The following is a 26,312-nucleotide window of genomic DNA, read 5'->3' as shown; positions in this document are numbered from 1 at the left end:
GCGTCAGGCCCGGGCGGAGCGGCGGGTGGCGCGATCGTCGCGCCGGGCACGCCAGCGGCGGTGCACCGAGCGCAGGCCGAGCAGGGTCAGGTCCGGCACGTGCTCGGTGACCGTGGCGCACTCGCCGACCACCACGGGCGCCAGCCCGCCGGAGGCGACGACCGCGACCGGCTCCCGGCCCTCGGGGTCGCGCGCCGCGATCTCGCGTCCCACGCGGGCGACGAGCCCGTCGACCTGGGCCGCCGCGCCGAGGACGAGCCCGGCCTGCATGCTCTCGACGGTGTTGCGCCCGAGCACCGAGCGGGGCACGACGAGCTCGACGGGCCGCAGCGCCGCGGCCCGCACGGCGAGCGCCTCGGCGGACACGGCGACGCCGGCGGCGATCGCGCCGCCCAGGAACTCCCCGCGCGCCGACACCGCGTCCACGGTCGTGGAGGTGCCGAAGACGACGACCACGCACGGTCCCCCGTGCCGCTCGTACGCGGCGAGGGCCTGGACGACGCGGTCGGCGCCCACCTCCTTGGGGTTGTCCACGAGCAGCGGGACGCCGGTCCGCACCCCGGGCTCGACGAGCAGGTGGTCCAGGCCCGCGAAGTGCCGGGTGACCATTCCGCGCAGCTCGCGCATCACCGCCGGGACCGTCGACAGTGCGGCCACCGCGCCGACGTCCGCGGTGCGGGCCCCGAGCAGCCCGCGCACGAGCAGGGCCATCTCGTCCCCGGTCGCGCGGGGTTCTGTCCGCAGCCGCGCGTCCCACACCGCGGGCCCGCCCCCGTCGTCGGGGTAGAGGGCCAGCGCGGTCTGGGTGTTGCCGACGTCGATGCAGAGCAGCACGGTGACCTCAGCGCGTCCCGGAGTGCACCGTGCGCACCCTCAGTGGTCCGTGGAGAGCAGCGCGTCGAGGCGTCGGGCGTCGGTCGTCTCGGCGGAGTCGCGCCGCGGCCGGTCGGCCGGCGGCTCGGCGCCCCAGCCCCCGACGGTCGTCATCGCCGGGCCCGCGGCGGCCGCGTTGCGGGTCGCCGAGGCGGGGGGACGGGCCTCGGTGCCCGGCCGCAGGAGCGAGGTGGTCGGCGCGGCGTCCGGGACGCGGGCCGGATCGGCGCCGCGGTCGAGCACGCGGTTCGCCTCGTCGACGAACACGACCCGCGGCTGGTAGGTGCGCGCCTCGGCGTCGTCCATCACGCCGTAGGAGATGAGGATGACGAGGTCGCCCGGCGAGACCAGGTGCGCCGCGGCGCCGTTGATCCCGATGACACCCGAGCCGGCCGGGCCGGTGATGACGTAGGTCTCGAGGCGGGCGCCGTTGGTGACGTCGACGATCGCCACCTGCTCGCCGGGCAGCAGGTCGGCGGCCCGCATGAGGTCCTCGTCGACGGTCACCGAGCCCACGTAGTGCAGGTCGGCGTCGGTCACCGTCGCACGGTGGATCTTGGACTTCAGCATGGTGCGCTGCACGTCAGACTCTCCTCACGAGGGACACGGCGGCGTTGTCGATCAGGCGGGTGGCGCCGGCGCGGGCGGCGATGAGCAGGCGGGCGGGTCCGATCTGGGGGGTGGGCCCCAGGTCCTCGTCGCGCAGCTCGACGTAGTCGGGCTCCAGGCGGGGCTCGGCGGACAGCACGGAGCGGGCCGCGTCGAGCACGGCGGCCGCGCCCTGCTCGCCGGCGTGCTGGCCGGCCGAGAGCGCCGCGGAGATGGCCACCGCGGCGGCGCGCTCCTCCTCGGAGAGGTAGGCGTTGCGGCTCGACAGGGCCAGACCGTCGACCTCGCGCACGGTGGGCACCCCGACGACGTGCACGTCGGTGTCCAGGTCCCGCACCATCCGCCTGATCAGCGTGAGCTGCTGGTAGTCCTTCTCGCCGAAGAACGCGACGTCGGGCACGGTGATCGCGAAGAGCTTGGCGACCACCGTGAGCACGCCCGCGAAGTGCCCCGGGCGCACGGCGCCCTCGAGCTCGTCGCCCAGCGGCCCGGGCTGGATCGACGTCGCGAAGCCGTCGGGGTACATCGCGTCGACGTCGGGGGCGAAGACGAGCTCGACGCCCTCCTCGCGGCACATCTCGAGGTCGGCCTCGAACGCGCGGGGGTAGCGCTCGAAGTCCTCGCCGGGCCCGAACTGGCGCGGGTTGACGAAGACCGAGACGACGGTGGTGGCGCCGGGGACGCCGCGGGCCCGGCGCAGGAGCTCGCGATGACCCTCGTGCAGGGCGCCCATGGTGGGCACCAGGTTGACGCGCCGGCCGCCGCCGCGCAGGGCGCGGGTGACTCGGCGCAGCGCCGTGGGGTCGCGGTGCACGGTCAGCCGGCCGGCGTCGTACTGCGGGCGCGTGCGGCCCACGAGGTGGTGGGTGCGCAGGCTGGACGGTCGGGTCACGGGCGGGGCCTCTCGGCGAGGGCGGTCGCCACGTCGTCCGCGGCGGCCGGGGCGAGCAGGCCGCCGGCGCGGGCGCGCTCGGCGGTGCGCCGGGCCAGGGCCCGGTAGAGGGGGGCCGCGTCGGGGGCACGGTCGTCCAGGTGGTGCAGGTGGGTCGCCACGGTGCCGGCGTCGCCGCGGACCACGGGACCGGTCAGCGCCCGGTCGCCGTGGCGCAGCGCGTTGTCCAGCGCCGCGGACAACAGCGGGGCGAGCACCCGCTCGGCGGGCTCGATGCCGGCGCCGCGCAGCAGGTCGGCGGCCTCCCGCACGAGCGTGACCAGGTGGTTGGCGCCGTGGGCGAGCGCGGCGTGGTACAGCGGGCGGGCGTCCTCGGGGATGCGCACGGGCTCGGCGCCCATCTCGACCACCAGCGCCTCGCCCACGAGCCAGGCCGCCTCGGCGTCCTCCCTCGGCCCCTCGGGCCCGGTGACACCCACGCACGCACCGGTCAGCCGCGTGACGTCCTCGGCGCGCCCGGTGATCGTCATGGCCGGGTGCAGGGCGATCGGGAGGACGTCGTGCTCGGCGGCCGGGGCGAGCACGCCGACCCCGGCCGCACCGCAGGTGTGCACCACGATCTGGCCGGGCCGCAGGCAGTCCGACGCGGCGAGCCCGCGGACCAGGCCGGGGAGCACGTCGTCCGGCACGGCGAGCAGCGCGAGGTCGGCGCGACGGACGACCTCGTCGGGCGGGAGGATCTCCGCGCCGGGCAGCAGGGCCTCGGCGCGGGCACGCGAGGCGCGGGAGACCGCGGAGGCGGCGACGACGGTGTGCCCGGCGTTCGCGAGCGCGGCGCCCAGCACCGCGCCGACCCGCCCGGCGGAGACCACGCCGACGGCGAGCCGCGAGCCCTCACGAGGAGTCGGGGTCGGAGCGGCGGGCTGCTCCCACCGCCCGACGCCCCCGTCGGCGTCGGTGCCCACGCGCCACCTCACTCGTTCGGCTCGTTCCCGTCCCGCTCCCGCGGGTACCGGACGATCACTGCACACCACGGTAACCGCCCGTTGCGCCCCCGGTGGCGGCGGTGAGCGGGTTCACGCGGTACGGCGGCGACCCGGCGTGGCGCGGGGTGGTCGCAGCGAGGGCGCCCCTGGCTGCGTACGACGCAGCGGGGGCGTCCCTCGCTCCCACGGGTCACGCGGTTGCGGCGCGGGGGTGGTCGCAGCGAGGGCGTCCCTGGCTGCGTACGACGCAGCGGGGGCGTCCCTCGCTCCCACGGGCCGGTCACCCGCCGTGGCGCGGCGGCGCGGGCGGGCCGGGGTGGGGCGCGGCGCCGGGCCACGACGGCGGCGGGCCGCCGGCGCCGGGCGGCCCGGCGGGACCCTGCACCCCGGGGGCGTTCACCGCGGCGAGGCGGGTGCGCACCACGGCGTCGAGGAGCTCGGCGTGCCAGTCGGCGCGGGGCGGCAGGGCCCCGCGCTCGGCGCGGGCGCGCAGGAAGGCGAGCTCGGTGACGGCGTGCTGATAGTCCTCGACGGCCCGGGCGGCGGCGGGTCCGGCGCGTCGCGCCACCGCGGCCCGCCACTTCCGCCGGCCGGTGAGGCTCGAGAGCAGCGCGACCTCGCTCGGCGCGATCCAGCCCGCCGCGGCGAAGCCGGGCATCTGGCGGGCGAGCACGTCGCGCTCGCGACGGCGCTGCCACACCACGAGACCGATCATCCCGGCGAAGAGCGGCACCATGATCAGGATGTAGACGCCGAAGAACCCGGCGCCGAGCTGCGTCGAGGAGTTCCACAGCGCGTGGAGGACGACGGCGAGCACGTAACCACCCAGCACGGCGAGGGTGCCGACGACGCGCGAGCGGGCGCCGGCGGCGATGCCGACCCCGATGCCGATCATCGCCGTGAACAGCGGATGCGCGAACGGGGAGAGCACGCCGCGCAGCACGAACGTCGCGACCACGGCCGTCGCGGGCGCGCCCTCGGCCTCGGTGAAGGCCCGGCCGAAGTAGATGATGTTCTCGGTGAAGGCGAAGCCCGCCGCGGTGATGCCGGCGTAGACGACGCCGTCGACGACGCCGTCGAACTCGCGGCGCCGCACGAGCAGCAGGCCGACGACGAACGCGCCCTTGACGAACTCCTCGACCAGCGGCGCCGAGATCACCGCGCCGACCAGGTCGCCCTGGCCGCGGCCGAGCAGCAGCTCCGCGGCGATGACCGCGCTGGAGTTGATGACCACCGCGACCAGCGCCGACAGGCCCGCGCCCCACAGGAACGCCGCGAGCAGCAGGCGCGGCGGCTCGGGCTCGAACCGGTCGATCCACAGGAAGGCGGCCACCACCGGCGCGACGGGCAGCAGCGCGAGGACCACGCCGACCACGACGCCGACGACGCCGATCTCGGTGCTCGCCAGGCCCAGGGTCAGCAGCCCGCACAGGCCGAGCACCGAGAGGCCGACCAGGGGCCAGACGAAGGTCCGGCGCTGCTGCGGCGCCAGGCGGACCGGAGGGGCGATCACCCTGCCGGAGGGTAACGACCTCCGCCGACGCGGGCGCGGGTTCGTGGCCGGTCGCTCAGGGCTCGCGGCGGCGGCGCCCGCCGGTGCCGCCCACGGCCGCGTGGGCGGCGAGGAGCTCGGCGACGGTGCGGCCGCCGCTCGTCGTGGACTCGCCCGGTCGGCGGTCGGACGGGCCGCCCGGGGTTCCGCGGCGGGCCCGGCGCTCGTCGGGGCCCGCCTCGCCGGGGTCCGCGCCCTGCTCGACGGTGTCGTAGCCCGCCGAGCGCACGTACTGGTCGACGAACGAGCCGGCGGCGAGCACCGACGGGTCCACGCGGGCCGTCGGCGCCTCCGGCTCGGGCGGCGGGGCCGGGCGCAACGGCCGGACGGGGCCCCCGTCGCCGGCACGCGGAGCGGGCGCCCCGGGCACGGCGGGTCGCAGCGGCGAGGGCGGGGGCACCGGCGCGGGCACGGGCCCGCGCGGCAGGGGTCCGGAGTCGCGGGGCCCGGAGTCGCGGGGCCCGGAGTCGCGGGACCCGGAGTCGCCGACGACCCGCAGCCGGGGACCGCGCGGACGTGGCGGACCGGGCACCGCCGGCACGGCCGGGACGCCCACCGACTGCAGGGTCACGGCGTCGGCGTGGGAGCGCTCGCGGGCGAGCTCGTCGCGCAACGACGCGGCCTCCTCGCGCGCCGACTCCGCGGCCAGCTCCGCCTCCTCGCGGGCCCCGACCTCGCGGGCGAGGCGCCGGTCGTGGTCGCGCTGGAGCCCCGCGACCCGCTCGTCGGCCGCCTCCTGTGCCGCGGCGAGCTCGGCGGCGAGGTCGGCGACCTCCGCCTCGGCCCGCGCCGCCGCCGACTCGGCGCGGGCCTGGCGCGCGAGCACGAACGCTGCGAGGAGCGAGGCCCAGAGCGCGCCCACCACCGCGAGGCGCAGCCACCGCGCGTCCTCGGCGAGGACCACCGCCGACGCGGCGAGCACCGCGAGCACGAGCGCCGCGAGGAGCAGCGCCGTGCGACGGCGATCGGGGCCGGCGCGTCCGCGCAGCTCCCCGTCCGGGGTGCTCACCGGGCGAGGATAGCGAGGGCGCCGAGGCCTCCCGGGTCCCCCCGTCGGGGTACGGCGTACGGCTCTCGGGTGACGACTCTCAGGGTCGCTGACCCGGTCCCGCGGGCCCTCGCCGGCCGCTGCGGTCCGGGTCGTCGCCGTGGTCGTCGGGTGTGCGCAGGCAGTGCTCGAGCCACAGTCCGGCGCCGACGAGCACGGCTGCCCCGACGACGCCGACCACGGCGCTGGCGGTGTCCGCCCCGGCGGCGTCCACCTGGTCGCGCAGTGGCAGCACGTACGCGAGGACGCCCAGCCACGCGCCGCCCACCAGCGCCCCGGCCAGCGACGACGCCTTGGCCAGCGCCACCGCCCGGGCCGCGGCGAGCGCGTCGACCGGCCGCGCCCCCGGCCGCCGCCGGATACGGGCGCGCAGCACCGCGGCGAGCACGATCTCGGCGACGCCGAGCACCAGCGGGGTCAACCCGGCGAGCAGGGGCAGCGGCGGCAGGTCCCCGTAGGCCGCCTGCAGCAGCACGTTGACCGCCAGCCCCGCCGCAACGGCGGTGACGAGCAGCAGCGACGGGCTCGTGCGGGTCCTCACCGCCGACCCTCCAGCTCCGTCGCGTCCCGCCGCACGCCGTCGCGCTCCTCGGTGGGCAGCGCCGCGAGCAGGTCGGCGGCGCGGCCACGGCCGGGGATCCGCGCCTCGGGGTCGACGTCCAACCACGGCACCAGCACGAACGCGCGCTCGTGGGCTCGCGGGTGGGGCAGCGTGAGCACCGGGTCGTCGCTGGTGTGGCCGTCGATGTCGATCACGTCGACGTCGAGGGTCCGCGGCCCCCAGCGCACGTCGCGGGTGCGCCCCTCACGGCTCTCGGCGGCGCGGGCCCGGGCGAGCCAGTCGCGCGGGCGCGAGGCCGGATCCTCGACGACGACCACGGCGTTGAGGAACTCGTCCTGCTCGACCCCGCCCCACGGCGCCGTGGCGTACACGGGCGAGACGGCGACGACGCGCGCGCCCGCGGCGCGCAGCGAGGCCAGGGCGCCGCGCAGGTGGGCCGCGCGGTCGCCGATGTTGGAGCCCAGCGAGAGCACCGCGCGGCTCACGGGCGCTCCCGCCGCACCACGACGGCGACGTCGTCGAACGGCACGGTGATCGGTGCCTGGGGCTTGTGCAGCGTGACCTCGACGGCCGCGACCCGCGCGTCGGCGAGCACCCGGTCGGCGACCTCCGCGGCCACCGCCTCGATCAACCGCCGCGGCGGCCCGGCGACGACCGCCGCCGCGGTCTCGGCCAGCGCCCCGTAGTCGACGGTGTCGGCGAGGTCGTCCGAGGCGCCCGCCGCGGCGAGGTCGACCTCGAGCACCAGGTCGAGGACGAAGTCCTGGCCGTCGCGGCGCTCGTGGTCGAACACGCCGTGATGGCCGCGCACCCTCAGGCCGCGCAGCGCGATGCCGTCCCTGGTCGCCCTCACGGCTCGATCTCCGCCGGCGAGGTGCCCCATGACCAGGCCGCGGCGACCGCGACCGCGTCCAGCGACGGGCCGACCTCGTGCACGCGCACGCCCCACGCCCCCTGCGCGGCGGCGAGCGCCGACACGGCGGCGGTCGCGATCTCCCGACCGTCGGGCGGGCGGGGCGTGCCGTCGTCGTCGGCGAGCAGCGCGCCGAGGAACCGCTTGCGCGACGCCCCGATGAGCACCGGGAAGCCGAGCCCGGTGAACACCGAGAGCTTGCGCAGCAGCTGCCAGTTGTGCGATGCCGTCTTGGCGAAGCCGAGCCCGGGATCGAGGACGAGCAGGGACGGGTCGACGCCCGCGAGCACCGCGCGGTCCACCTGCTCGACCATCTCGGCCCGCACCTCGCCGACGACGTCCTCGTACGAGGCGAGCTCGGTCATCCGGTCGCTCGGCCCGCGCCAGTGCATGATCACCCATGGGACGCCGGTCTCGGCCACGGTCGGCGCCATCCGCGGGTCGGCGAGTCCCCCCGACACGTCGTTGATCATCGTCGCCCCGGCCTCGACCGCGGTCGCGGCCACCGCCGCCCGCGTGGTGTCGACGCTGACCCGCACCCCGGACGCCACGAGCTCGCGGACCACGGGGACGACGCGGGCCGTCTCGGTCTCGGCGTCGATGCGCTGCGCCCCCGGCCGGGTCGACTCGCCGCCGACGTCGACGAGGTCCGCACCCCGCCGGTGCAGCTCGACGCCGTGGGCGACGGCGTGGTCGCGGTCGAGCCAGCGCCCGCCGTCCGAGAACGAGTCGGGCGTCACGTTGAGCACGCCCATGACGACGCACCGCCCCGGATCGGGCAGCGCGTGGGGACGGGCCGGGGGCATCACTCAGCCGCCCCGGATCAGGCCGAGCGCCTCGGCACGGGTGCTCGCCGACGTCTTCATGATCCCGCGCACCGCCGAGGTCGTGGTCCGGGCACCGGGCTTGCGTACCCCGCGGGCGGACATGCACTGGTGCTCGGCGTCGATCACGACCAGCACGCCCCGGGCGCCCAGGCGCTCGTCGAGCGCGTCGGCGACCTGGCGCGTCAGCCGCTCCTGGACCTGGGGGCGCCGGGCGTAGAGGTCGACGAGGCGCGCCAGCTTGCTCAGCCCGGTGACCCGCCCGTCGTGGGCCGGGATGTAGGCGACGTGCGCCTGCCCGTGGAAGGGCAGCAGGTGGTGCTCGCACATCGAGAAGACGGGGATGTCGCGGACGAGCACCAGCTCGTCGTGGTCCTCGTCGAACGTCCGCTCGAGCACGGCCGCCGGGTCGCTGCGCAGCCCGGCGAACAGCTCCTGGTAGGCGCGCGCCACCCGGGCCGGCGTCTCCCGCAGGCCCTCGCGGTCCGGGTCCTCCCCGATCGCCAGCAGCAGCTCGCGCACGGCGGCCTCGGCGCGCGGGGCGTCGAACCCGGTCCACTCCGGCGCGACCGCAGTGCCCACCGGACCGCCGGCGCCGTCGTCGGTGGGCGACACGCCGTCGCCGTTCGGGGTCAGGCCGCGTCCGGCACCCGGTGCGGCCGCCGCCGTCGGCGTGCTCCCCCTATCGGCGTGCTGCCCCGAATCGGCGTGCTGCCCCGAATCGGCGTGCTGCCCTGAATCGGCGTGCTCCTCGGGACGCTGCGCGTCCCGCTCCAGGTCCCGGCTGGTCGTCACGTCTCCCTCGCGGTGTCCCTCGACCCGACCGGCGGTGTTCGCCGGCCCTGCCTCAGCCCTGACCGCGCGGGGTGTCGCGTCCCTCGGCGCCGCCGTCGGAACCGTCGTGGCCCCAGCTCGGGGAGCTGGTGTGCCGACCCTCCGACCGGCCGTCCCAGGTGCGGCCATCCGGCTCACCGTACGGGTTCGGCGTGCTCTCGCCCGGCGAGCGTGACGAGCCGGACGGTGCGCCGTGGGCGCCGCCGTACGGGCCGGACTGCGGGCCGTAGGGACCCGACTGGCCGGACTGGCCGCCCGAGCGACCGGCACCGCCGGGGTTCCAGGTGGTGCCGTGCGGGACGGTCGCGGGCGTCCACCCGGGGGGCGCGCCGTAGTTGGGGGCCACCGACGACGGCTTGTCGCCCGCCTCCGCGCCGCGGCGGCCGTTGCCCGTGCGGTAGACGTCCGGGATGCCCGAGGCAGGCAGGCCGGCCGGCGGGGTCGGCGTCGCGCCCCCGTCATGGCCCTCCCCGGGAGCACCGTCACGGCCGCCCTCGTACCCGCCCTCGTACCCGCGGTCGTGGCCGTTGCCCGCCGCGTGGTTGCCGTAGGCGCCGTTGCTGCCGTGCGCGACGTGGCCGTTGCCCGCGACCGAGCCGACCGCGGTGCGCTCGTCGCGCTCGGTCCGCTCGGGGCGCTCCCCGGGCGGCGGCCAGGGCTCGCCACGCTCGGTGGCCAGCTCACGACGGGTCTTGATCGGGGGGCGGTCCGACGGCACGCGCTCGCCGAAGTCGTTGAACGCGGTGATCCGCGGCCGCTTGGTGACCGACGCGAAGATCCGCTCGAGGTCGCGGCGCTGCAGCGTCTCGTGCTCGATGAGCTCGCCGGTCAGCGCGTCGAGCGCGTCGCGGTGGGTGTTGAGGATGTCCCACGCCTCGGTGTGCGCCGCCTCGATGAGCTTGCGCACCTCCTCGTCGATCTCGTGGGCCACCTCGAGCGAATAGTCGGCCTGCCGCCCCGCGGTGCGGCCGAGGAAGGGCTCGCCCTGCTCCTGGCCGTACTTCACCGCGCCGAGCCTCGCACTCATGCCGTACTCGGTGACCATCGCACGGGCGATCTTCGTGGCCTGCTCGATGTCGGAGGACGCGCCCGTGGTCGGCTCGTGGAACACGAGCTCCTCGGCCGAGCGTCCGCCCATCGCGAACACCAGGCGCGCGATCATCTCCGAGCGGGTCATGAGCTCCTTGTCGTCGTCGGGGACGACGAGGGCGTGCCCACCGGTGCGCCCGCGCGGCAGGATCGTGACCTTGTAGACCGGCTCGATGTCGGGCATCGCCCAGGCGGCCAGCGCGTGGCCCGCCTCGTGGTAGGCCGCGACCTTCTTCTCCTGCTCGGAGATGATGCGGCTCTTGCGCGCCGGGCCGCCGATGACGCGGTCGACCGACTCCTCCAGCGAGGCGCCGGTGATCTGCGTCTGGCCCAGCCGGGCGGTGAGCAGCGCGGCCTCGTTGATCACGTTGGCGAGGTCGGCGCCGGAGAAACCGACGGTGCGCTTGGCCAGCCCGTCGAGGTCGGCGTCGGGCGCCAGCGGCTTGCCCGCCGAGTGCACCTGCAGGATCGCGCGGCGGCCGGCGAGGTCGGGCGCGGCGACAGGAATCTGGCGGTCGAAGCGGCCGGGGCGCAGCAGCGCGGGGTCGAGGATGTCGGGTCGGTTGGTCGCGGCGATGAGGATGATCCCGCCCCGCGAGTCGAACCCGTCCATCTCGACCAGCAGCTGGTTCAGCGTCTGCTCGCGCTCGTCGTGGCCGCCGCCCATGCCGGCGCCGCGGTGGCGGCCGACGGCGTCGATCTCGTCGACGAACACGATGCACGGGGCGTTCTGCTTGGCCTGCTCGAACAGGTCGCGCACGCGGGAGGCACCGACGCCGACGAACATCTCGACGAAGTCCGAGCCGGAGATGGTGTAGAAGGGCACGCCCGCCTCGCCGGCCACCGCGCGCGCCAGCAGCGTCTTGCCCGTGCCGGGCGGGCCGTAGAGGAGCACGCCCTTGGGGATCTTGGCGCCGAGCTGCTGATAGCGGCCCGGGTTCTGGAGGAAGTCCTTGATCTCGTAGAGCTCCTCCACCGCCTCGTTCGCGCCCGCGACGTCGGAGAAGGTGGTCTTCGGCATGTCCTTGGTGAGCTGCTTGGCCTTGGACTTGCCGAAGGACAGGACGCGGTTGCCCCCGCCCTGGGAGTTCATCATCCAGAACAGCAGCAGGAGCACCAGACCCAGCGGGATCAGGTAAATCAACATCTGGGTGAGGATCGAGTCCTGCGTCACCCGGGTGTCGAAGCCCGACGGCGCCGGGTTCTCCCGCACCAGGGCGAACACCTGGTCGGTCGCCGCGGCCGGGTACTGCGCGTAGATCTGGTTGGTCGTCGTCGGCTGCGCGCCGTCGGCGCCGGGCACCTGTACCGGGTTGGTGAGGGTCAGGCGGAGCCGCTGCTCCTTGTCCTCGATCGTGATCTCGGACGCGTTGCGCGCCTCGACCTGCTGCAGGGCGAGCGACGTCGGGGCCTCGGTGTACCCGCGGGTGTCGCTGAGCAGCGACGACACGCCCAGGTAGACGAGGAAGAACACCACGATCCAGATGAGTGGATTGCGGAGAAGGCGCTTGCGGTCCATGCGGTTGCGGCCTCCAGGCGGCCCTCGACCCTCCCCGGGTGGACCCTGCGGTCGGTCGTGATCGGAATGTCTCGGCTCGGGACTCGCACACGCGGACGTCCGCGGGGCCCTGATCTGCTCAAGCGTACCCCCCGGTCACGACACCGGACCGGGCGCGCGAACCGGGCGCGCGCGTCAGCGCCGGCGGCGCGCCGTCCCGAACAGGCCGCGGGAGATCTCGCGGCCCGCCGACCGGAGGAACGAGCGCACCATCGGGTTCGCCATGGCCTTCTCGAAGAAGCCCGGGCCCTCGTCCTCGGTTGGCGGCGGCGCCTGCGGCGGGGCCTCATGGGGCGCCTGCTGCGGCGGCACGGGCTCGGCCGGCGGCGTGCCCGGCGCACTCGTCGCCCCCGTCCGCGCCGACAACCGCTCGTACGCCGACTCGCGGTCGATCCCCTGCCCGTACCGCCCCCACAGCGGCGAGGCCCGCGCCGCCTCGGTGACCGCCGGCTCGCCGATCGCGGCCATCAGCGAGCGCGGGGCGCGCAGCCGCGTCCAGGCCACGGGCGTCGGGGCGCCACGCTCGGAGAGCACGGTGACGATGGCCTCGCCGGTGCCGAGCGTGGTCAGCGACTCCTCGATGTCGTAGACCTCGCTGCGCGGGTAGGTGCGCGCGGTGCGCGTCAGCGCCTTCTGGTCGTCCGGAGTGAACGCCCGTAGCGCGTGCTGCACCCGCGCGCCGAGCTGGCTGAGCACGTCGTTCGGGACGTCCGTGGGCTGCTGGGTGCAGAAGAAGACGCCGACGCCCTTGGACCGGATGAGCTTGACGGTCTGCTCGATGCGGTCCAGGAACGCCTTCGAGGCGTCGGTGAAGAGCAGGTGGGCCTCGTCGAAGAAGAAGACGAGCTCGGGCTTCCCGATGTCGCCGACCTCGGGGAGGTCCTCGAACAGCTCGGCGAGCAGCCACATGAGGAACGTCGAGTAGAGCGTCGGGTCGGCCTGCTGGTCGGCCAGCTCGAGCAGCGTCACGCGCCCGCGCCCGTCGGGCTTGACGACGAGCAGGTCGGCGGGGTCGAACTCGGGCTCGCCGAAGAACTGCTCGCCGCCGCGGGCCTCGAGGTTGACCAACGCCCGCAGGATCACCCCGGCCGTCGCCGCCGAGACCCCGCCGATCCCCTTGAGCTCGGCCTTGCCCTCGTCGGAGAGCAGGTGCGCGATGACCGAGCGCAGGTCCTTGGTGTCGAGCAGCGCCAGGCCCTGCTGGTCGGCCCAGTGGAAGATCAGCCCGAGCGTCGACTCCTGCGTGGCGTTCAGCCCGAGCACCTTGGCCAGCAGGATCGGCCCGAACGCGGTGATCGTCGCCCGGACGGGCACGCCGATCCCCGGTCCCAGGGACAGGAACTGCACGGGGTACGCCGTCGGGGCCCAGTCGTCGCCGGTCTCGGCGGCTCGTTCCGCGACGCGGTCGCTCGGCTCACCGGGGCGCGCGAGGCCGGAGAGGTCTCCCTTGATGTCGGCGAGCAGCACTGGGATCCCGTTGGCGGAGCACTGCTCGGCCATCGCCTGCAGCGTCTTGGTCTTGCCGGTGCCCGTCGCGCCGGCGACGAGGCCGTGGCGGTTGAGCGTCGCGAACGGCAGGCGAACGCGGGCGGTGGGGTCGGCGACGCCGTCGACCACGACGGTCCCCAGCTCGATCGCCCCCGCCTCCGTCGCGTACCCGGCGGCGATCGCGGCAGCAGCACCCTGGTCGGCCACGCGCCGAAGGCTAGCGGGCGCGGGACGGCCTCGCCCCGACGAGCGAGGGTCACCCCCGCTGCGTGCCACGCACCCAGGGCGTCCCTCGCTCCGGCAGCCCCGCGCGACCCCGCGCAGCGAGGGTCACCCCCCCTGCGTGCCACGCACCCAGGGCGTCCCTCGCTCCGGCACCCCGGCGGTCAGGGGCCGGGCACGTCGACGCGCACCGCGGTGATCGCGCCGTCGGCGCCGCGCTCGGCGTGCACGGTCACCTGCTGGCCGACGCGCAGGCCCGCGGGGCCCTCGGGGCGCGGCACGGCGACGCTGGTGCCCGCCGTGGTCCGCAGCGGCGTGAGCGTGCCGTCGGCGGCGCGGACCGTGACGATCGGGTAGCCGCCGCCCGTCGGCTGGACGGACTCGACGACGCCCAGGAGGTCGGGCACCGAGCCGGGCCCCGTGTCCGGTGCCGTCGCCCGGCCGACGAGGGCGCCGACCGCCAGGCACACCACCGCGCCGAGCAGCAGCAGGAGCAGCCGCGTCGAGCGCGCGAGGCCGGGGCGGCGGAGCCGGTCGGCCAGGTTCCCGTCGTCCACGGGGCGGTCGAGCACCGCGGCCGCCCGGTCCTGCTCGGCGGTCCGCGGCTCCGGGGGTCCCGGGGCCGACCGCTGCGGCATCGGGCTCGAGCGGCGCGCCGCGGGCGGGGGCACCGGGAAACGTTCGGTGACGGCCGCGTCCTCGGACGTCGGCGACTCGTCCGGTGTCTCGGGCGACGCGTCGGAGGTGCCCGCGTCCGGGTCCACGGAGGGCCCGGCGGCGGTGGTCGTGTCGCTGGTCGTGTCGCTGGTCGTGTCGGTGGTCGTGCGGGCGTCGGCCGGCTCCGGCTCGGACGGCTGGCTCACGGCTCCTCCTCCAGGCTCACGGGATCACTCCCGGCGCAGGGCGTCGATGGGGCGCAGGCGGGCCGCGCGGCGGGCGGGGTAGGCGCCGAAGAAGATGCCGATGGCCGCCGAGACCCCGACGGCGGCGACGACGGCCGGGGGCAGGACGACGGGCTGGAACTCGCCGAGCGGGACGAGGGTCCCGGCGTAGCCGAGCGCGACGCCCAGCACCCCGCCGACGAGGCTCAGGATGATCGACTCGACGAGGAACTGGCCGAGGATCGCCGAGGGCGGCGCCCCGAGCGCCTTGCGGATGCCGATCTCACGGGTCCGCTCGGTGACCGAGACCAGCATGATGTTCGTGATCCCGATCCCGCCCACCACCAGCGAGATGGCCGCGATGGCGGCGAGCAGCAGCGTGAACGCCGACAGCGTCTGGTCGAGCACGTCGGCGAGCTGGCGGGCGCTGATGACCTGGTAGTCGCGCTCCTCCGGGGTGTCGACGCCGTGGCGGCGGTCGAGGATCGAGTTGATCTCGCTCTCGGCGGCGGCCTGCGCCTCGGTGGAGCGCGCCTGCACGACGATCCGGTCGAGGTCGCCGAACCCCGTGAGCGAGCCCTGCACCGCGGTCAGGGGCGCGAGGACGTTCTCGTCGGGGTTCGACAGCCCCTGCCCCTCGCCGGCGGGCGCCAGCGTCCCGATTACCCGGAACGGCACGCCGCGGACGAGCACGTCGCGGTCCAGCGGGTCGGAGCCCACGCCGAACAGGTCGTCGGCCACGGTCCGGCCCAGCAGCACGACCTTGCGTCCGGCCGCGACGTCGGCGTCGGTGTACGCCCGCCCCGTACCGAGCTGCACGTTCGCGCCCGCGAAGTACGTCGGGGTGCTGGCGACGACCGTCGCGTCCGAGCTCGCGCGCCCCGCGTCGACCGGCGCCGGCAGCGTCACCACCGGCGACACCGACGCGACGTCCGGGGCGCCCTGCGGGTCGGCGAGGGCCCGGGCGTCGGCCGCTGTCAGCGGCCGGCCGTCGGTGCCGGCGCTCGCCGGGGGCTGGCGGGGGATGATCGTGATGCTGTTCGCGCCCAGGCCCGCGATCTGGCCCTGGATGTACTGCGACGCCCCGTTGCCCAGCGCGGTCAGCAGGATGACCGCCGCGATGCCGATGATGATCCCGAGCATCGTCAGCAACGACCGCAGCCGGTTCGCGATCAGGCCGCGGACGGCGAAGCGGACGACCTCGACGACGCTCACCGGCCGGTCACCTCGCCGCCACCCGCCGCGGGCCGACCTCCGTCAGGCGCCCGTCGGTGACGACGACGACCCGCTCCGCCCGCGCCGCGACCTCGTCGTCGTGGGTGATGAGCACGATCGTGCGGCCCGCGGCGTGCAGGCGGTCGAAGAGCCCGAGGACGTCGGCGGTGCTTGCCGAGTCGAGGTTGCCGGTGGGCTCGTCGGCGAGCAGCAGCGCCGGGCTCGTGACGAGCGCGCGCGCCACGGCCACGCGCTGCTGCTGGCCGCCGGAGAGCTGGTTGGGGCGGTGGTCGGCACGCCCGGAGAGGCCCACCAGCTCCAGCGCCGCCAGCGCCCGTTCACGGCGCACCCGCCGCCCGACCCCCGCGTAGACCAGCGGCAGCTCGACGTTGGCCAGCGCGCTGGTGCGCGGGATGAGGTTGAACGCCTGGAACACGAACCCGATCTGGCGGTTGCGCAGCACCGCCTGCTGGCGCTCGTCCAGGTACGCGACGTCGAGGCCCTCGAGCAGGTACCGCCCGGACGTCGGCGCGTCGAGGCAGCCCAGGACGTTCAGCAGCGTCGACTTCCCCGAGCCCGACTGCCCGATGACCGCGACGTACTCCCCCCGCCGCACCGTGAGGTCGACGTCGCGCAGCGCGTGCACGGCCGTCTCGCCGGTGCCGTAGACCTTGGAGAGCCCGCGGACGTCGAGGACGTGCGGGACGTCGGCGATCGTCATCCGCCGCCGGACCCTCCGGCCCCTCCGGACCCACCGCCCTCGAGGTTCGGCGGCGGACCCTGGCCGGGGCCGAACACGTTGGCGGTGTTCGGGTCCGGCAGGACGACGAGCTCGCCGGGCGCGAGGCCGGAGCGGATCTCGGTCAGCGTGTCCGAGGACAGGCCGAGCGCGACCGTCCGGTCCTGGGGCACGCCATCGGGCCCGAGGACGCGCACCGTCCCCGCCGTCGCGCCCTCGCCGCCGATCGGGGTGACGGCCACCGAGGGCAGGAACGAGACGTTCGGCGACTGCGCCACGGTCACCGCGACGCTCGCCGACATCCCCGGGCGCAGGTTCGGCGGCGGCCCGCTCAGGGTGACGACGGTGCCGTACTGCACCGAGGTGCCGGAGCCGGGCAGCAGGTCCACCGCGGTCACGGTGCCCGGCAGCGCCTGCCCGGGCAGGGCGTTGACGGTCACCTCGACGGGCTGGCCGACCTGGAGCCGGCCCACGTCCAGCTCGGGGACGTCGGCGCGGATCTGGAGGGCCGTCAGGTCGAGGATCGTCATGACCGCGGGCGCCGTCGGGCCGCCGGTGACGCCCCCGGCCGCACCGCCCGCGCCGGGCGCACCGGCGGCGCCGGCCGCGGCGGACGCGGCGGCCCCGGCCGCACCCGCCCCGCCCGCGGCGGTGCCGTCGGGCAGCGTGCCGCCGGTGGGGTTGCCCGACGACGTCGAGCTCGTGACGGTGCCGCCCGCGGGCACGAGCTGGCCGGGGCCCGCGTCGAGGCTGACCACGGTGCCGTCCTGCGGGGACGCGAGCTCGAGGTCCTCCGTGGCCTGCTCGGCCTGGATCACCGCGGCCTCGGCCTGCGCCAGCGAGGCCTCGGCCTGGGCGACGGCGGTCTCGGGCGAGCTCGCGGCACCCGCACCACCCGCCGCCCCGGTCCCGCCGGCCACGCCCGTGCCCGTGCCCGCGGCGGCGCCGGTACCCGTCCCCGTACCGCCCGCGCCCCCGCCACCGGGAGGAGCCGGCGTGCTGCTCGCCGCGGCCTTCGGCGCCCGCGCGGAGAAGCCGTGGACACCGACGAGGGGGGCGTCCCGCCGAGCGGGCTGGTGATCCTGTCGCGTGTCCCCGGTCGCCGGCTGAGTCGTCGTGGGCGGCGGGCACGTCCCGCACGGAGGCGGCGCGCACGTCGGGCAGGGCGTCGTGCCCGTCGATGCGGCAGTCCCCTGTCCCTGTCCGCCCGGTGCCCCGCCGGCACCGGTTCCCGCCGCCGGGGGTGCCGCCGGCTGGGTGGGCGCCGGGGTGGCCGTGGCCGGCGGGTCGTCGCGCGCCTCGCGCGCGTCCTCGAGCTGCTCGCGGGCGGCGTCGCGCTGGGCCCGGGCGGCGTCGAGGTTGGCGTCGGCGTACTCCGCGTCGAGGGTGGCGACGACGTCCCCGGCCTCGACCCGGTCGCCGACCGCGACCAGGACCTCGTCGATGCGTCCGCCCGCAGCGAAGTTCAGCGTGGAGCTGCGCGCGCTGGTGACCGCGCCGGAGGCGGTGACCGTCTCGGCGACGGTGCCGCGCCCGACGGGGGTGGTGCGCAGGCCGTCGTCGCCGCCACGGCTCGAGGTCAGCGCCACGACGGCACCGCCGGCGGCGAGCAGCACCACCAGCACGATGAGCCCGTTGACGAGCCACACAGAGCGACGCGCACCCGCCATGTGGCGGACGGTAGCCCCACCTCACCCGATCGCCGCGCCCGGGGGCGTGCCGGGTGAGTGATCGTTCAGTGATCGGCGCGCGTCAGGCGTAGACGTGTGGGTCGAGCGTGCCGATGTAGGGCAGGTCGCGGTAGCGCTCGGCGTAGTCCAGCCCGAACCCGACGACGAACTCGTTGGGGATGTCGAACCCGACGTAGGCCACGTCGACGTCGAGCTTGGCCGCCTCCGGCTTGCGCAGGAGGGTGACGACCTGGAGCGAGGCCGGCCCGCGCGACTCCAGGTTCTTGCGCAGCCAGGACAGGGTCAGCCCCGAGTCGATGATGTCCTCGACGATCAGCACGTGGCGTCCGGAGATGTCGCGGTCGAGGTCCTTGAGGATGCGGACGACGCCCGAGGACGACGTCGACGACCCGTAGGAGCTCACGGCCATGAACTCCAGCTGCGTCGGCATCGGCAGGCGGCGCGCGAGGTCCGTCATGAACATCACGGCGCCCTTGAGCACGCCGACGAGGACGAGGTCGGACTCGTGCTCGCCGTGGTCGGCGCCGATCTGCTCGGCGAGATCGGCGATCTTGCCCTGGATCTGCTCCTCGGTGATCAGCACGGACGCGATGTCGCCGTCGTACACCGTTGGCCGACTCCTCACGGGGTCTCGGGCGTGGGGGGTGGTGGAGCCGGTGCCTCCCGGTGCACCGACCCCGCTGCGCCGCGCGCGCGAACCGGGGCGGCGAGCACACGCAGCCTGCCATGCGCCCGGACCACCTCCAACCCGCCGGGCAGTGGGGGTGCTCCCTGCCCGCGCCACGCGGCCACGAGGCCGTCGACCGCACGGACATGGGCGTCGGTGAGCTCGGCCACCCCGGCGTCGGCCAGCCACACGCGCAGCACACGGCGCCGGACGGCGGACGGGTCGGCCCGCAGGCTCGCGGCGTCGAGCGACCCGTCGGCGTCGACCAGCGCGCCGCGCCTGGCGTCGGCCCAGGTCGCGAGCGCCGCGTCGTCGTCGGCGAGCTGCGCGGCGGTGCGGGCCAGGGCCGGCGCGACCCCGCCGGCGAGGATCTCCTCGAGCCGCGGCAGCACCTCGTGGCGCAGCCGCACGCGGGTGTAGCGGGGGTCGTCGTTGTGGGGGTCGTCCCAGACCTCGAGGCCCGCGGCCCCGCAGGCGGCGCGGGTGGTCGTCCGCCGCACGCCGAGCAGGGGCCGGCACCACGGCGGGTCCCACACGGCCATGCCCGCGAGCGAGCGCGCCCCCGACCCGCGCGCCAGGCCCAGCAGCACGGTCTCGGCCTGGTCGTCGAGCGTGTGCCCGAGGAGCACCGGCGCCCCGCCGTGGGTCGAGCCGTGGGCCCGCGACGCGGCCCGCAGCGCCGCGTACCGCGCGGAGCGTGCCGCCGCCTCCGGCCCGCCCGCGGTCCCGACGTCCACGGGCACGACCTCGGCCGACGCGCCCAGCTCGCGCAGCAGCGCCGCCGTCCGCGCGGCCTGCGCCCCCGAGCCGTCCTGCAGCCCGTGGTCGACGACCACCCCGTGCACCCGCCCGGGCACGACGTGCACGGCGGCCGCCGCCAGCGCCACGGAGTCGGCGCCGCCGGAGCAGGCGACGAGCAGCCGGCGCGGTGACACGAACGCGCCGTTCGTGCGCGTAGGAGCAGCGAACGGCGCGTTCGTCGCGTCAGTGCGGGCGCCGGGGTGGGCGGCCAGGGCCTCGCGCACCGCCCGGCGGACCGCGGCGACCGGCTCGGGCACGCGCACGACGGACCTCAGCCGTGGACGCGGGCGACCCAGGCGCGCGGGTCCGTGATCTCCGCGCGCCGGGGCAGGGTGTCCGGCGAGGTCCAGACGGCGTTGAGACCGGACAGGCCCACCGTGTCGACGACCCGGTCGACGAACACGCGTCCCTGCTCGTACTGCCGAATCTTGGCGTCGACGCCGAGCAGCGTGCGCAGGAGCCGGTCGACGAGGCTCCCGCCGCGGCGACGCTGGGTGAAGCGGGCGCGGATCTTGGCCACCGACGGCACGACCTCGGGGCCGACGGCGTCCATGACGTGCTCGGCGTGGCCCTCGAGCAGCGTGGTCAGCGCGAGCAGCCGGTCGAGCACGGCGCGCTGCTCGGGGCCCTGGAACGCCTCGATGAGCGCCAGGCCGTCGCGCGGTGGGTCGCGGCGCACGGCGCGCAGGACCTCGGGGAGGCGGTCGACGGCGCCCGAGGCGGTGCGGTCGAACCCGCCCGCGAACGTGGCGACCTCGGCGCGGAAGTGGCCGCGCAGCCAGTCGACCGCGGTGAACTGCAGCCGGTGGGTGGCCTCGTGGAGGCAGACCCACAGCGCGAAGTCCTCCGCGTCGACGCGCAGGGCCTGCTGGGCGGCGACGACGTTGGGGGCGACGAGCAGCAGGCGACCGGAGCGGTCGGTGCTGTCCGGGGGGCCGCCGAACGGGTCGTACTGCCCGAGGACGCGGCTGCCGAGGAACGCCAGCAGCGTGCCCATCTGCAGCCCCGCCGCCGAACGGGTCACGCGCCCCAGCGCGTCGCCGACGAGCCCGTCGGGCGCCCGCGGCCCGGGCACGTCGTCGAGCAGCGCGGCGATGCCGTCCACGGCCGAGCGGATCCACCCCGGCCGGTCGACGACGACGGCCTCGGGCACCGGCAGTCCGGCGCCGAGGCCGGTGAGCGCCCGCACGTGCTCCTCCCCCACCCGGGCCCCCTCGCGCAGCCGGGCGACCTCAGCGGCAGCCTGCTCGGGCGTGACCGCGGGACCGGCGGGCACGAGGCGGGCGCCGGTGGCGGCGGCCAGGGCGAAGTCGACGGGCAGCCCCGTGCCGCGCGGGACGGAGGTGAGGTCAGCGGCCACGACCCCACCGTACGTCGGCCGTTCGGGTCGGGCGCCGCTCCGCTCCGTGCCGGCCCGCGCGGCTCAGCGGCACCCGCAGGCGTGCAGCGCGGCCGCGAGCGCGTCGAGGCGGGGTCGGGCGGTCCCCGGGTCGATGCCGTTGCTCATGAAGGAGAACGCGAGCACCCGGCCGTCCGCGGTCTCGACGACGCCGGCGAGGGCGTTGGCCGCGGTGAGGGTGCCGGTCTTGGCGCGGACCCAGCCGCGTCCGTCGGCCGCGGGGGTGCCCGGGGTGTAGCGGTCGGCCAGAGTGCCGCCCCCACCCGCCACCGGCAGCCCGTCGAGCAGCGGGCGCAGCGCCGCGGTGCGCGGGTCGGCGCCGGACGGGGCGGCCGCGGGCGCCAGCACGCCCGAGAGCGCGGTGGCCGGGACGCGGTCGTTCACCGAGAGCCCGCTGGTGTCGGCGAGCGTCACACCGGTCGTGTCGATGCCCGCCTCGCCGAGCACGCGGGTCACCGCGCGGGCCGCGCCGTCGAACGTGGTGGGTTCGCCGACCGCGCGGGCGACCTCGCGGCCCAGGGCCTCGGCCAGCACGTTGTCGGAGTTCTGCAGGGCGGTGCGCACGAGCTCGGTGACCGGCGGCGAGACGACCTGCCCGAGCACCGGGGCGCCCGGCGGCGCGGTGCCGACGGTCGCGATGGGCGCGGCACCGCCGCGGGCCAGCCGGGCGCCCAGCTCGCGGGCGGCGTCGGTGGCGGGGGTGGCGGTGCGCGGGACGTCGAGCACCGTCGGGTCGCTGCGCCCGCCGTCGAGCATCACCGGGACGATCGGCGCGACGAAGCCGGCGGCGACGTCGGTGGGGTCCCAGCCGGGCGCGACGCCGTTGCCCCCGCCGTTCACGTAGTACGAGACGTCGACGTAGACCCGGCGCACGGCGGGCTGGCCGGCGCGGGCGGCGCTCACCGCCGCCACCAGGTCGTCGAGGCGGGCGGCGTCGGGGTAGACGGTCGCCCGTCCGGCGGGCAGCGACGACAGCGTCGGGTCGCCGCCGCCGACCAGCACCACGGAGTCGGGCGTGGGCCCGGCGACGACCGTGGTGGTCCAGCGCATGGTCGGATCGAGGCGCAGCAGCGCGGCCGCGCCGGTCAGCAGCTTGGTCACCGACGCGGGCACCTGGGGCTCGTTCGGCCGCCGGCTCCACAGCGTCTGCCCGGTCGCGGGGTCGACGACCGAGCCGGTGACGTCGCCCAGTGCGGCGACACGGGCGTCGAGCGCGGCGGCGAGGCCGGACGTGGTGGGGGCGGGCGCGTCGGGGCTCACCGCGGCCAGGCGTGGGCGGGGCGTGGCGGGCTCGGGCGGGTCGGCCGCCTCGCCGCCGACCAGCGCCACGGGCAGCCCGACCGAGCGGGCGAGCGAGGGCGCGGAGAGGGCGGTGCCGACCCCGAGGCCGCCCAGCAGGACGACCGTCACCACGACGGCGAGCAGTCGCCGGCCCCAGCGGTGAACGGCGGACGACCCCCCGGGGTCTGCGCGGTGACCGTGGCCGCTCACGCGCCCGCACCCCTCCTCAACCTGCCGTTCACCTCCCCCGGACGGGGGCCGGGTGTGCCGGGTCACCCCGGCCGGTGCCCCACACTAGAGGCCGGGCGGGGACCCCCGGCGAGGCGAGTCGCGCGGCGGGGGCCGGGCCCGTGCACCGTCGCGCGGGCCCACGACAGCCGACGAGCGAGTACAGGGAGCGGTGAGCGGGCCGTGGAGTTCGACGTACTGATCGAGATCCCCAAGGGGGTCCGCAACAAGTACGAGATGGATCACGAGACCAACCGGCTGCGGCTCGACCGCACCCTGTTCACGGCCACGCAGTACCCGGCCGACTACGGCTACATCGAGCACACGCTGGGCCAGGACGGCGACCCGCTGGACGCCCTCGTGCTCGTCCAGGAGCCGACGTTCCCGGGCTGCGTCGTCGCGGCGCGCGCGATCGGCATGTTCCGCATGACCGACGAGGCGGGCGGGGACGACAAGGTGCTCTGCGTGCCTGCGGGCGACCCGCGGCAGGAGCACCTGCGCGACATCCACCACCTCTCGGAGTACGACCGTCTCGAGATCCAGCACTTCTTCGAGGTCTACAAGGACCTCGAGCCCGGCAAGAGCGTCGAGGGTGCCTCGTGGGTGGGGCGCTCGGACGCCGAGCTCGAGATCAAGGCGTCGTTCGAGCGCGCCCGCGACGCCGGGCACTGAGCGACCGACGCGGGCGGTCGGGACGGGGTCCCCGCCCCGACCCCCGGGTCAGAGAGCGCTGCGGCTGAGGTCGGTGGTGTCGTACGCCGCCGGCTCGGACGCCTCGTGCCGGCCCGCCGGGGCGGGCCGCGGCGGGGTGACGGTCACGGTGACGTCCAGCGGGACCGCCCCGTCGACGACGACCTCCTCGCTGACCGGGGCGAAGCCGCTCGCGGTGAGCATGTGCCGGCCCGGCGCCAGGTCCCGGAACCGGAACCGGCCGTCGGCCCCGGTCACCGTCGAGGCGACGACGCCGCCGTCACGGTCGACGAGCACCACCAGCGACTCCGGCACCGGCGCCCCACCTCCCGCGCGGACGACGCCGGCGAGCTCGTGGCGCGCGGGCGGCACCACGACGTCGTGGCGGGCCCCCTCGTCGCCGACCTCGACGCGGCCGGCGGCCGGCGCCCGGCCCGGGGCCAGCACGGTGACGGTGTAGACGCCGGCCTCGGTCTCGCCGCCCTCCCACGCGCCCGCCGCGTCGCTGTGGCGCACGGCGACCACCCCGCCGGTCGGGTCGGTGACGGTGACCGTGGCCCCCGCGACGGGCGTGCCGTCGGGCTCGCTCACCCGGCCGCCGAGGGCGGCGACGCGGGCGAGCGCGACGTCGCGGCGCACCGGCCGGCCGTCGACGGCGACGAGCTCGGCGAACGGGCGGCGCCGCGGCGAGCTCGCGACCAGCACGTAGGTGCCCGCGCCCGGGGCGGTGAGGGCGTAGCCGCCCTGCGCGTCGACGCCCACCCGCTGCAGCGGCGCGCCGTCGAGACCGTGCAGCGAGACCGTCACGTCGTCCTGCGGTGACACGTCGCTGTGGCCGGCGCCGGTGACGCGCCCGTGGACGGCGGGGCCGTGGTGGCCGTTCGGACCGTGCCCGTTCCGGATCGTCGTGTCAGCCGTGGACGGCGGGCCCCAGCCGGGCGGCGACGCGGTTCCGCGGGGCTGCTCCGGTGCGGGACCCGCGGCCGCGCCCGCCGCCACCGGCGGGGTGGTGGCCGGGGTGTCGAGCGCCGTCGCCTCGGCCGTACCCGCCTGCTCGGCGTCGCGGGCCTGGATACCGGACTGGGTGCGCAGCGGGACCTCGCGCAGGAACAGCACCAGCACGAACCCGACCGCGATGACGCAGCCGGCGATGAGGAACACGAGGTCCATCGCGTTCGAGAAGCCGACGAGGAACGGTTCGGACAGCCGCGGGTCCATCCGCTGGAGCACCGAGGAGTCCTGCGCGACCTGCGCGGCGCCGGCGACGGGGTCGAGCGCGACCCGGTTGGCCGGGTTCGCGAGCGCCGCGGGGTCGGCCACGGCGGCCTGGAACGCCGGCGTCGGGGCGATGGAGGCGAAGGCGTCGCGGATGCGGTCGCCGACGGTGGAGAAGAGCACCGAGAGGAAGACCGCGACGCCGAGCGTGCCGCCCATCTGCCGGAAGAAGGTCGCCGAGGCCGTCGCGACGCCCATGTCCCTGGCGGGCACCGCGTTCTGCACCGCGAGCACCAGGGTCTGCATGCAGTTCCCCAGCCCGAGGCCGAAGACCACCATGAGCAGCGCGATCTCCCAGTAGGGGGTGTCGGCGTGGAGGCGGAAGTGGAACAGCAGCATGCCTGCGGTCATGAGGAACAGACCGATCACCGGGAAGATCTTGTAGCGTCCGGTGCGGCTCGTGAGCTGGCCGGAGACGATCGACGCGACCATGATCCCGCCGACCAGCGGGATCATCTGCAGGCCGGCCTCCGTGGGGTCGGAGCCGGTGACGATCTGCAGGTACTGCGGGACGATCGCGATGCCGCCGAACATCCCGACCCCGGTGATGACGGCGATGATCGAGGTCAGGCTGAACACCCCGTTGCGGAACAGTCGCAGCGGCAGCAGCGCGTCGTCGCCGTAGGCGCGCTCGGCGAGCAGGAACGTCACGAGCCCGATTGCGCCGACGGCATAGCAGACGACGGCCGACGCGGAGCCCCAGCCCCACTCGCGGCCCTGCTCGGCGACGATCAGCAGCGGCACGAGGGCGACGGCCAGAGCGGCGGCACCGGGGAAGTCGAGCCGGTGCTCGCGGCGGGTGTGCGGCAGGCGCAGCACGCGCGCGACGACCAGGAACGCGACGATCCCGATCGGCACGTTGACCAGGAACACCCAGCGCCAGCCGGTGATCCCGAGGATCGTGTCCTGCCCGGCGAGGAACCCGCCGACGACCGGGCCGATGACGCTCGAGGTGCCGAAGACCGCGAGGAAGAAGCCCTGGTACCGGGCGCGCTCGCGGGGCGGGACGATGTCGCCGATGATCGTCAGGGCCAGCGACATGAGACCGCCGGCGCCGAGGCCCTGCACCGCGCGGAACATGGCGAGCTCGTACATTGACGTCGAGATCGTGCAGAGCACCGAGCCGAGGACGAACAGCCCGATCGCGGTGAGGAAGAACGGCCGACGACCGTAGAGGTCGGAGAGCTTGCCGTAGAGCGGCGTCGTGATCGTCGCCGTGATCAGGTACGCCGTCGTCGCCCAGGCCTGCATGTTCAGGCCCTGCAGGTCGTCGGCGATCGTGCGGATCGACGTGGAGACGATGTTCTGGTCGAGCGCGGCCAGGAACATGCCGAGCATCAGCCCGGAGAGGATCACGAGGATCTGGCGGTGGGTGAAGCCGGTGCTCGCCGCGTCGGTGGCGGGGTCCGTCGCCGGGGCGGTGGCGGCCGTGGGGGTGCTCATGAGGCCTCCGGGGCCAGGACGGGAGGCGGAGCGGGCGCGTGGTGGCGCTCGATGTCGGTGGCCAGTCGCTCGAGGAGCTCGGCGAGCCGGCAGCGGTCGGCCTCGTCCCAGTGCGCGGTCAGGGCGCCGATCTCGCGGTTGCGGCGGTCGCGGTTGGCCTGGAAGACGCGCAGGCCCTCGGCGGTGGGCGCGAGCAGGGTGGCGCGCCCGTCCTCGGGGTCGGGTCGGCGCTCGACGAGCCCGGCGCGGACCAGCCCCGCGACCTGGCGGCTCACCGTCGAGGGGTCGGAGTGCACCGACTCGGCGAGCGCGTTCGAGCGGCGCGGGCCGTCGAGGACGAGGCGGGCGAGCAGCACGTAGGCCGCGCGCTCGACGCCGTCCGGGGCGTCCGCGCCGGCCTTCGCCCGCTCGACCGCCCGCATGAGGCGGATCATCTGGTGCCCGAGACGGTCCGAGACCAGCCAGCGGTCGTCCACCCCCGGCGGCGCCGGGAGCCCTGAGGAGTCCATTGCATGCTCCGTACAATCGGTTGCTGCGTACAAGCATACTTTG

The 26,312-nt window shown here is 76.2% G+C and carries 24 protein-coding genes; 1 reads left to right on the top strand and 23 read right to left on the bottom strand.

The window, feature by feature from the left end; genetic code table 11:
• Positions 1–3: 3 nt before the first annotated feature.
• From C8D89_RS05465 to dacB, 21 genes are all read right to left on the bottom strand, one after another.
• Positions 4–834, bottom strand: coding sequence for a type III pantothenate kinase (locus C8D89_RS05465; RefSeq protein ID WP_116707084.1), 831 nt, complete (start codon positions 832–834; stop codon positions 4–6).
• 39 nt (positions 835–873) lie between these two features.
• Entirely contained in the window at positions 874–1,455 is a 582-nt protein-coding gene (gene panD, locus C8D89_RS05460; protein ID WP_116707083.1) for an aspartate 1-decarboxylase, read from the bottom strand.
• Position 1,456: 1 nt separating this feature from the next.
• Positions 1,457–2,374, bottom strand: a complete 918-nt coding sequence (gene panC / locus C8D89_RS05455) for a pantoate--beta-alanine ligase (protein WP_116707082.1) — start codon at positions 2,372–2,374, stop codon at positions 1,457–1,459.
• Entirely contained in the window at positions 2,371–3,339 is a 969-nt protein-coding gene (locus C8D89_RS05450) for a Rossmann-like and DUF2520 domain-containing protein (RefSeq protein ID WP_116707081.1), read from the bottom strand. Before C8D89_RS05450 ends, panC begins: the two co-directional genes overlap by 4 nt.
• A 301-nt stretch (positions 3,340–3,640) precedes the next feature.
• Positions 3,641–4,873, bottom strand: a complete 1,233-nt coding sequence (locus C8D89_RS05445) for a PrsW family intramembrane metalloprotease (RefSeq protein ID WP_116707080.1) — start codon at positions 4,871–4,873, stop codon at positions 3,641–3,643.
• A 55-nt stretch (positions 4,874–4,928) separates the two neighbouring features.
• Positions 4,929–5,921, bottom strand: a complete 993-nt coding sequence (locus C8D89_RS05440; RefSeq protein WP_116707079.1) for a hypothetical protein — start codon at positions 5,919–5,921, stop codon at positions 4,929–4,931.
• Positions 5,922–6,000: 79 nt separating this feature from the next.
• Complete coding sequence (locus tag C8D89_RS05435) at positions 6,001–6,501, bottom strand: DUF3180 domain-containing protein (RefSeq protein WP_116707078.1); 501 nt, start codon at positions 6,499–6,501, stop codon at positions 6,001–6,003.
• Positions 6,498–7,007: a 2-amino-4-hydroxy-6-hydroxymethyldihydropteridine diphosphokinase gene (folK, locus tag C8D89_RS05430; RefSeq protein ID WP_116707077.1), complete on the bottom strand. Its 510-nt coding sequence runs from the start codon at positions 7,005–7,007 to the stop codon at positions 6,498–6,500. The genes C8D89_RS05435 and folK overlap by 4 nt, the downstream gene beginning before the upstream one ends.
• Entirely contained in the window at positions 7,004–7,375 is a 372-nt protein-coding gene (folB, locus tag C8D89_RS05425) for a dihydroneopterin aldolase (protein WP_243417875.1), read from the bottom strand. Before folB ends, folK begins: the two co-directional genes overlap by 4 nt.
• Complete coding sequence (gene folP, locus C8D89_RS05420) at positions 7,372–8,190, bottom strand: dihydropteroate synthase (protein ID WP_243417874.1); 819 nt, start codon at positions 8,188–8,190, stop codon at positions 7,372–7,374. The genes folB and folP overlap by 4 nt, the downstream gene beginning before the upstream one ends.
• Positions 8,191–8,244: 54 nt before the next feature.
• Entirely contained in the window at positions 8,245–8,874 is a 630-nt protein-coding gene (gene folE, locus C8D89_RS05415) for a GTP cyclohydrolase I FolE (protein WP_116707351.1), read from the bottom strand.
• A 232-nt stretch (positions 8,875–9,106) separates the two neighbouring features.
• Complete coding sequence (gene ftsH / locus C8D89_RS05405; RefSeq protein ID WP_116707075.1) at positions 9,107–11,701, bottom strand: ATP-dependent zinc metalloprotease FtsH; 2,595 nt, start codon at positions 11,699–11,701, stop codon at positions 9,107–9,109.
• A gap of 174 nt (positions 11,702–11,875) precedes the next feature.
• Positions 11,876–13,435, bottom strand: a complete 1,560-nt coding sequence (locus C8D89_RS05400; RefSeq protein WP_116707074.1) for a helicase HerA-like domain-containing protein — start codon at positions 13,433–13,435, stop codon at positions 11,876–11,878.
• A 179-nt stretch (positions 13,436–13,614) separates the two neighbouring features.
• The gene (locus C8D89_RS05395; RefSeq protein ID WP_116707073.1) at positions 13,615–14,313 is read right to left on the bottom strand and encodes a hypothetical protein; all 699 of its coding nucleotides are present in this window, start codon (positions 14,311–14,313) and stop codon (positions 13,615–13,617) included.
• 24 nt (positions 14,314–14,337) lie between these two features.
• Entirely contained in the window at positions 14,338–15,546 is a 1,209-nt protein-coding gene (locus tag C8D89_RS05390) for an ABC transporter permease (RefSeq protein ID WP_116707072.1), read from the bottom strand.
• A gap of 7 nt (positions 15,547–15,553) precedes the next feature.
• Positions 15,554–16,267 (bottom strand): ABC transporter ATP-binding protein, encoded by a 714-nt coding sequence (locus C8D89_RS05385; RefSeq protein ID WP_116707071.1) that lies wholly within the window; start codon positions 16,265–16,267, stop codon positions 15,554–15,556.
• On the bottom strand, positions 16,264–17,955 hold the full coding sequence (locus C8D89_RS05380; protein ID WP_116707070.1) for an efflux RND transporter periplasmic adaptor subunit: 1,692 nt from the start codon (positions 17,953–17,955) through the stop codon (positions 16,264–16,266). The genes C8D89_RS05385 and C8D89_RS05380 overlap by 4 nt, the downstream gene beginning before the upstream one ends.
• 82 nt (positions 17,956–18,037) lie before the next feature.
• Positions 18,038–18,583 (bottom strand): hypoxanthine phosphoribosyltransferase, encoded by a 546-nt coding sequence (hpt, locus tag C8D89_RS05375; protein ID WP_116707069.1) that lies wholly within the window; start codon positions 18,581–18,583, stop codon positions 18,038–18,040.
• 14 nt (positions 18,584–18,597) lie between these two features.
• Entirely contained in the window at positions 18,598–19,707 is a 1,110-nt protein-coding gene (gene tilS, locus C8D89_RS05370) for a tRNA lysidine(34) synthetase TilS (protein WP_207787075.1), read from the bottom strand.
• Between the two features lie 8 nt (positions 19,708–19,715).
• Positions 19,716–20,804: a zinc-dependent metalloprotease gene (locus C8D89_RS05365; protein WP_207787074.1), complete on the bottom strand. Its 1,089-nt coding sequence runs from the start codon at positions 20,802–20,804 to the stop codon at positions 19,716–19,718.
• Between the two features lie 63 nt (positions 20,805–20,867).
• Positions 20,868–22,334: a D-alanyl-D-alanine carboxypeptidase/D-alanyl-D-alanine endopeptidase gene (dacB, locus tag C8D89_RS05360; RefSeq protein ID WP_165825564.1), complete on the bottom strand. Its 1,467-nt coding sequence runs from the start codon at positions 22,332–22,334 to the stop codon at positions 20,868–20,870.
• A 201-nt stretch (positions 22,335–22,535) separates the two neighbouring features.
• On the opposite strand from dacB, the gene C8D89_RS05355 reads away from it, so the two are divergent.
• Positions 22,536–23,024, top strand: a complete 489-nt coding sequence (locus C8D89_RS05355) for an inorganic diphosphatase (protein ID WP_116707067.1) — start codon at positions 22,536–22,538, stop codon at positions 23,022–23,024.
• A gap of 48 nt (positions 23,025–23,072) precedes the next feature.
• Here the strand turns inward: C8D89_RS05355 and C8D89_RS05350 are convergent, their stop codons facing one another.
• Both C8D89_RS05350 and C8D89_RS05345 read right to left on the bottom strand, forming a co-directional pair.
• The gene (locus tag C8D89_RS05350; RefSeq protein WP_116707066.1) at positions 23,073–25,760 is read right to left on the bottom strand and encodes an MFS transporter; all 2,688 of its coding nucleotides are present in this window, start codon (positions 25,758–25,760) and stop codon (positions 23,073–23,075) included.
• A complete protein-coding gene (locus C8D89_RS05345; protein WP_116707065.1) occupies positions 25,757–26,269 on the bottom strand; it encodes a MarR family winged helix-turn-helix transcriptional regulator in 513 nt (170 codons plus the stop codon). Before C8D89_RS05345 ends, C8D89_RS05350 begins: the two co-directional genes overlap by 4 nt.
• Between the last annotated feature and the right edge of the window lie 43 nt (positions 26,270–26,312).

The organism is Actinomycetospora cinnamomea (assembly GCF_003096675.1).
GTDB lineage: Bacteria > Actinomycetota > Actinomycetes > Mycobacteriales > Pseudonocardiaceae > Actinomycetospora > Actinomycetospora cinnamomea.
This window is presented reverse-complemented; position numbering and strand designations above follow the sequence as displayed.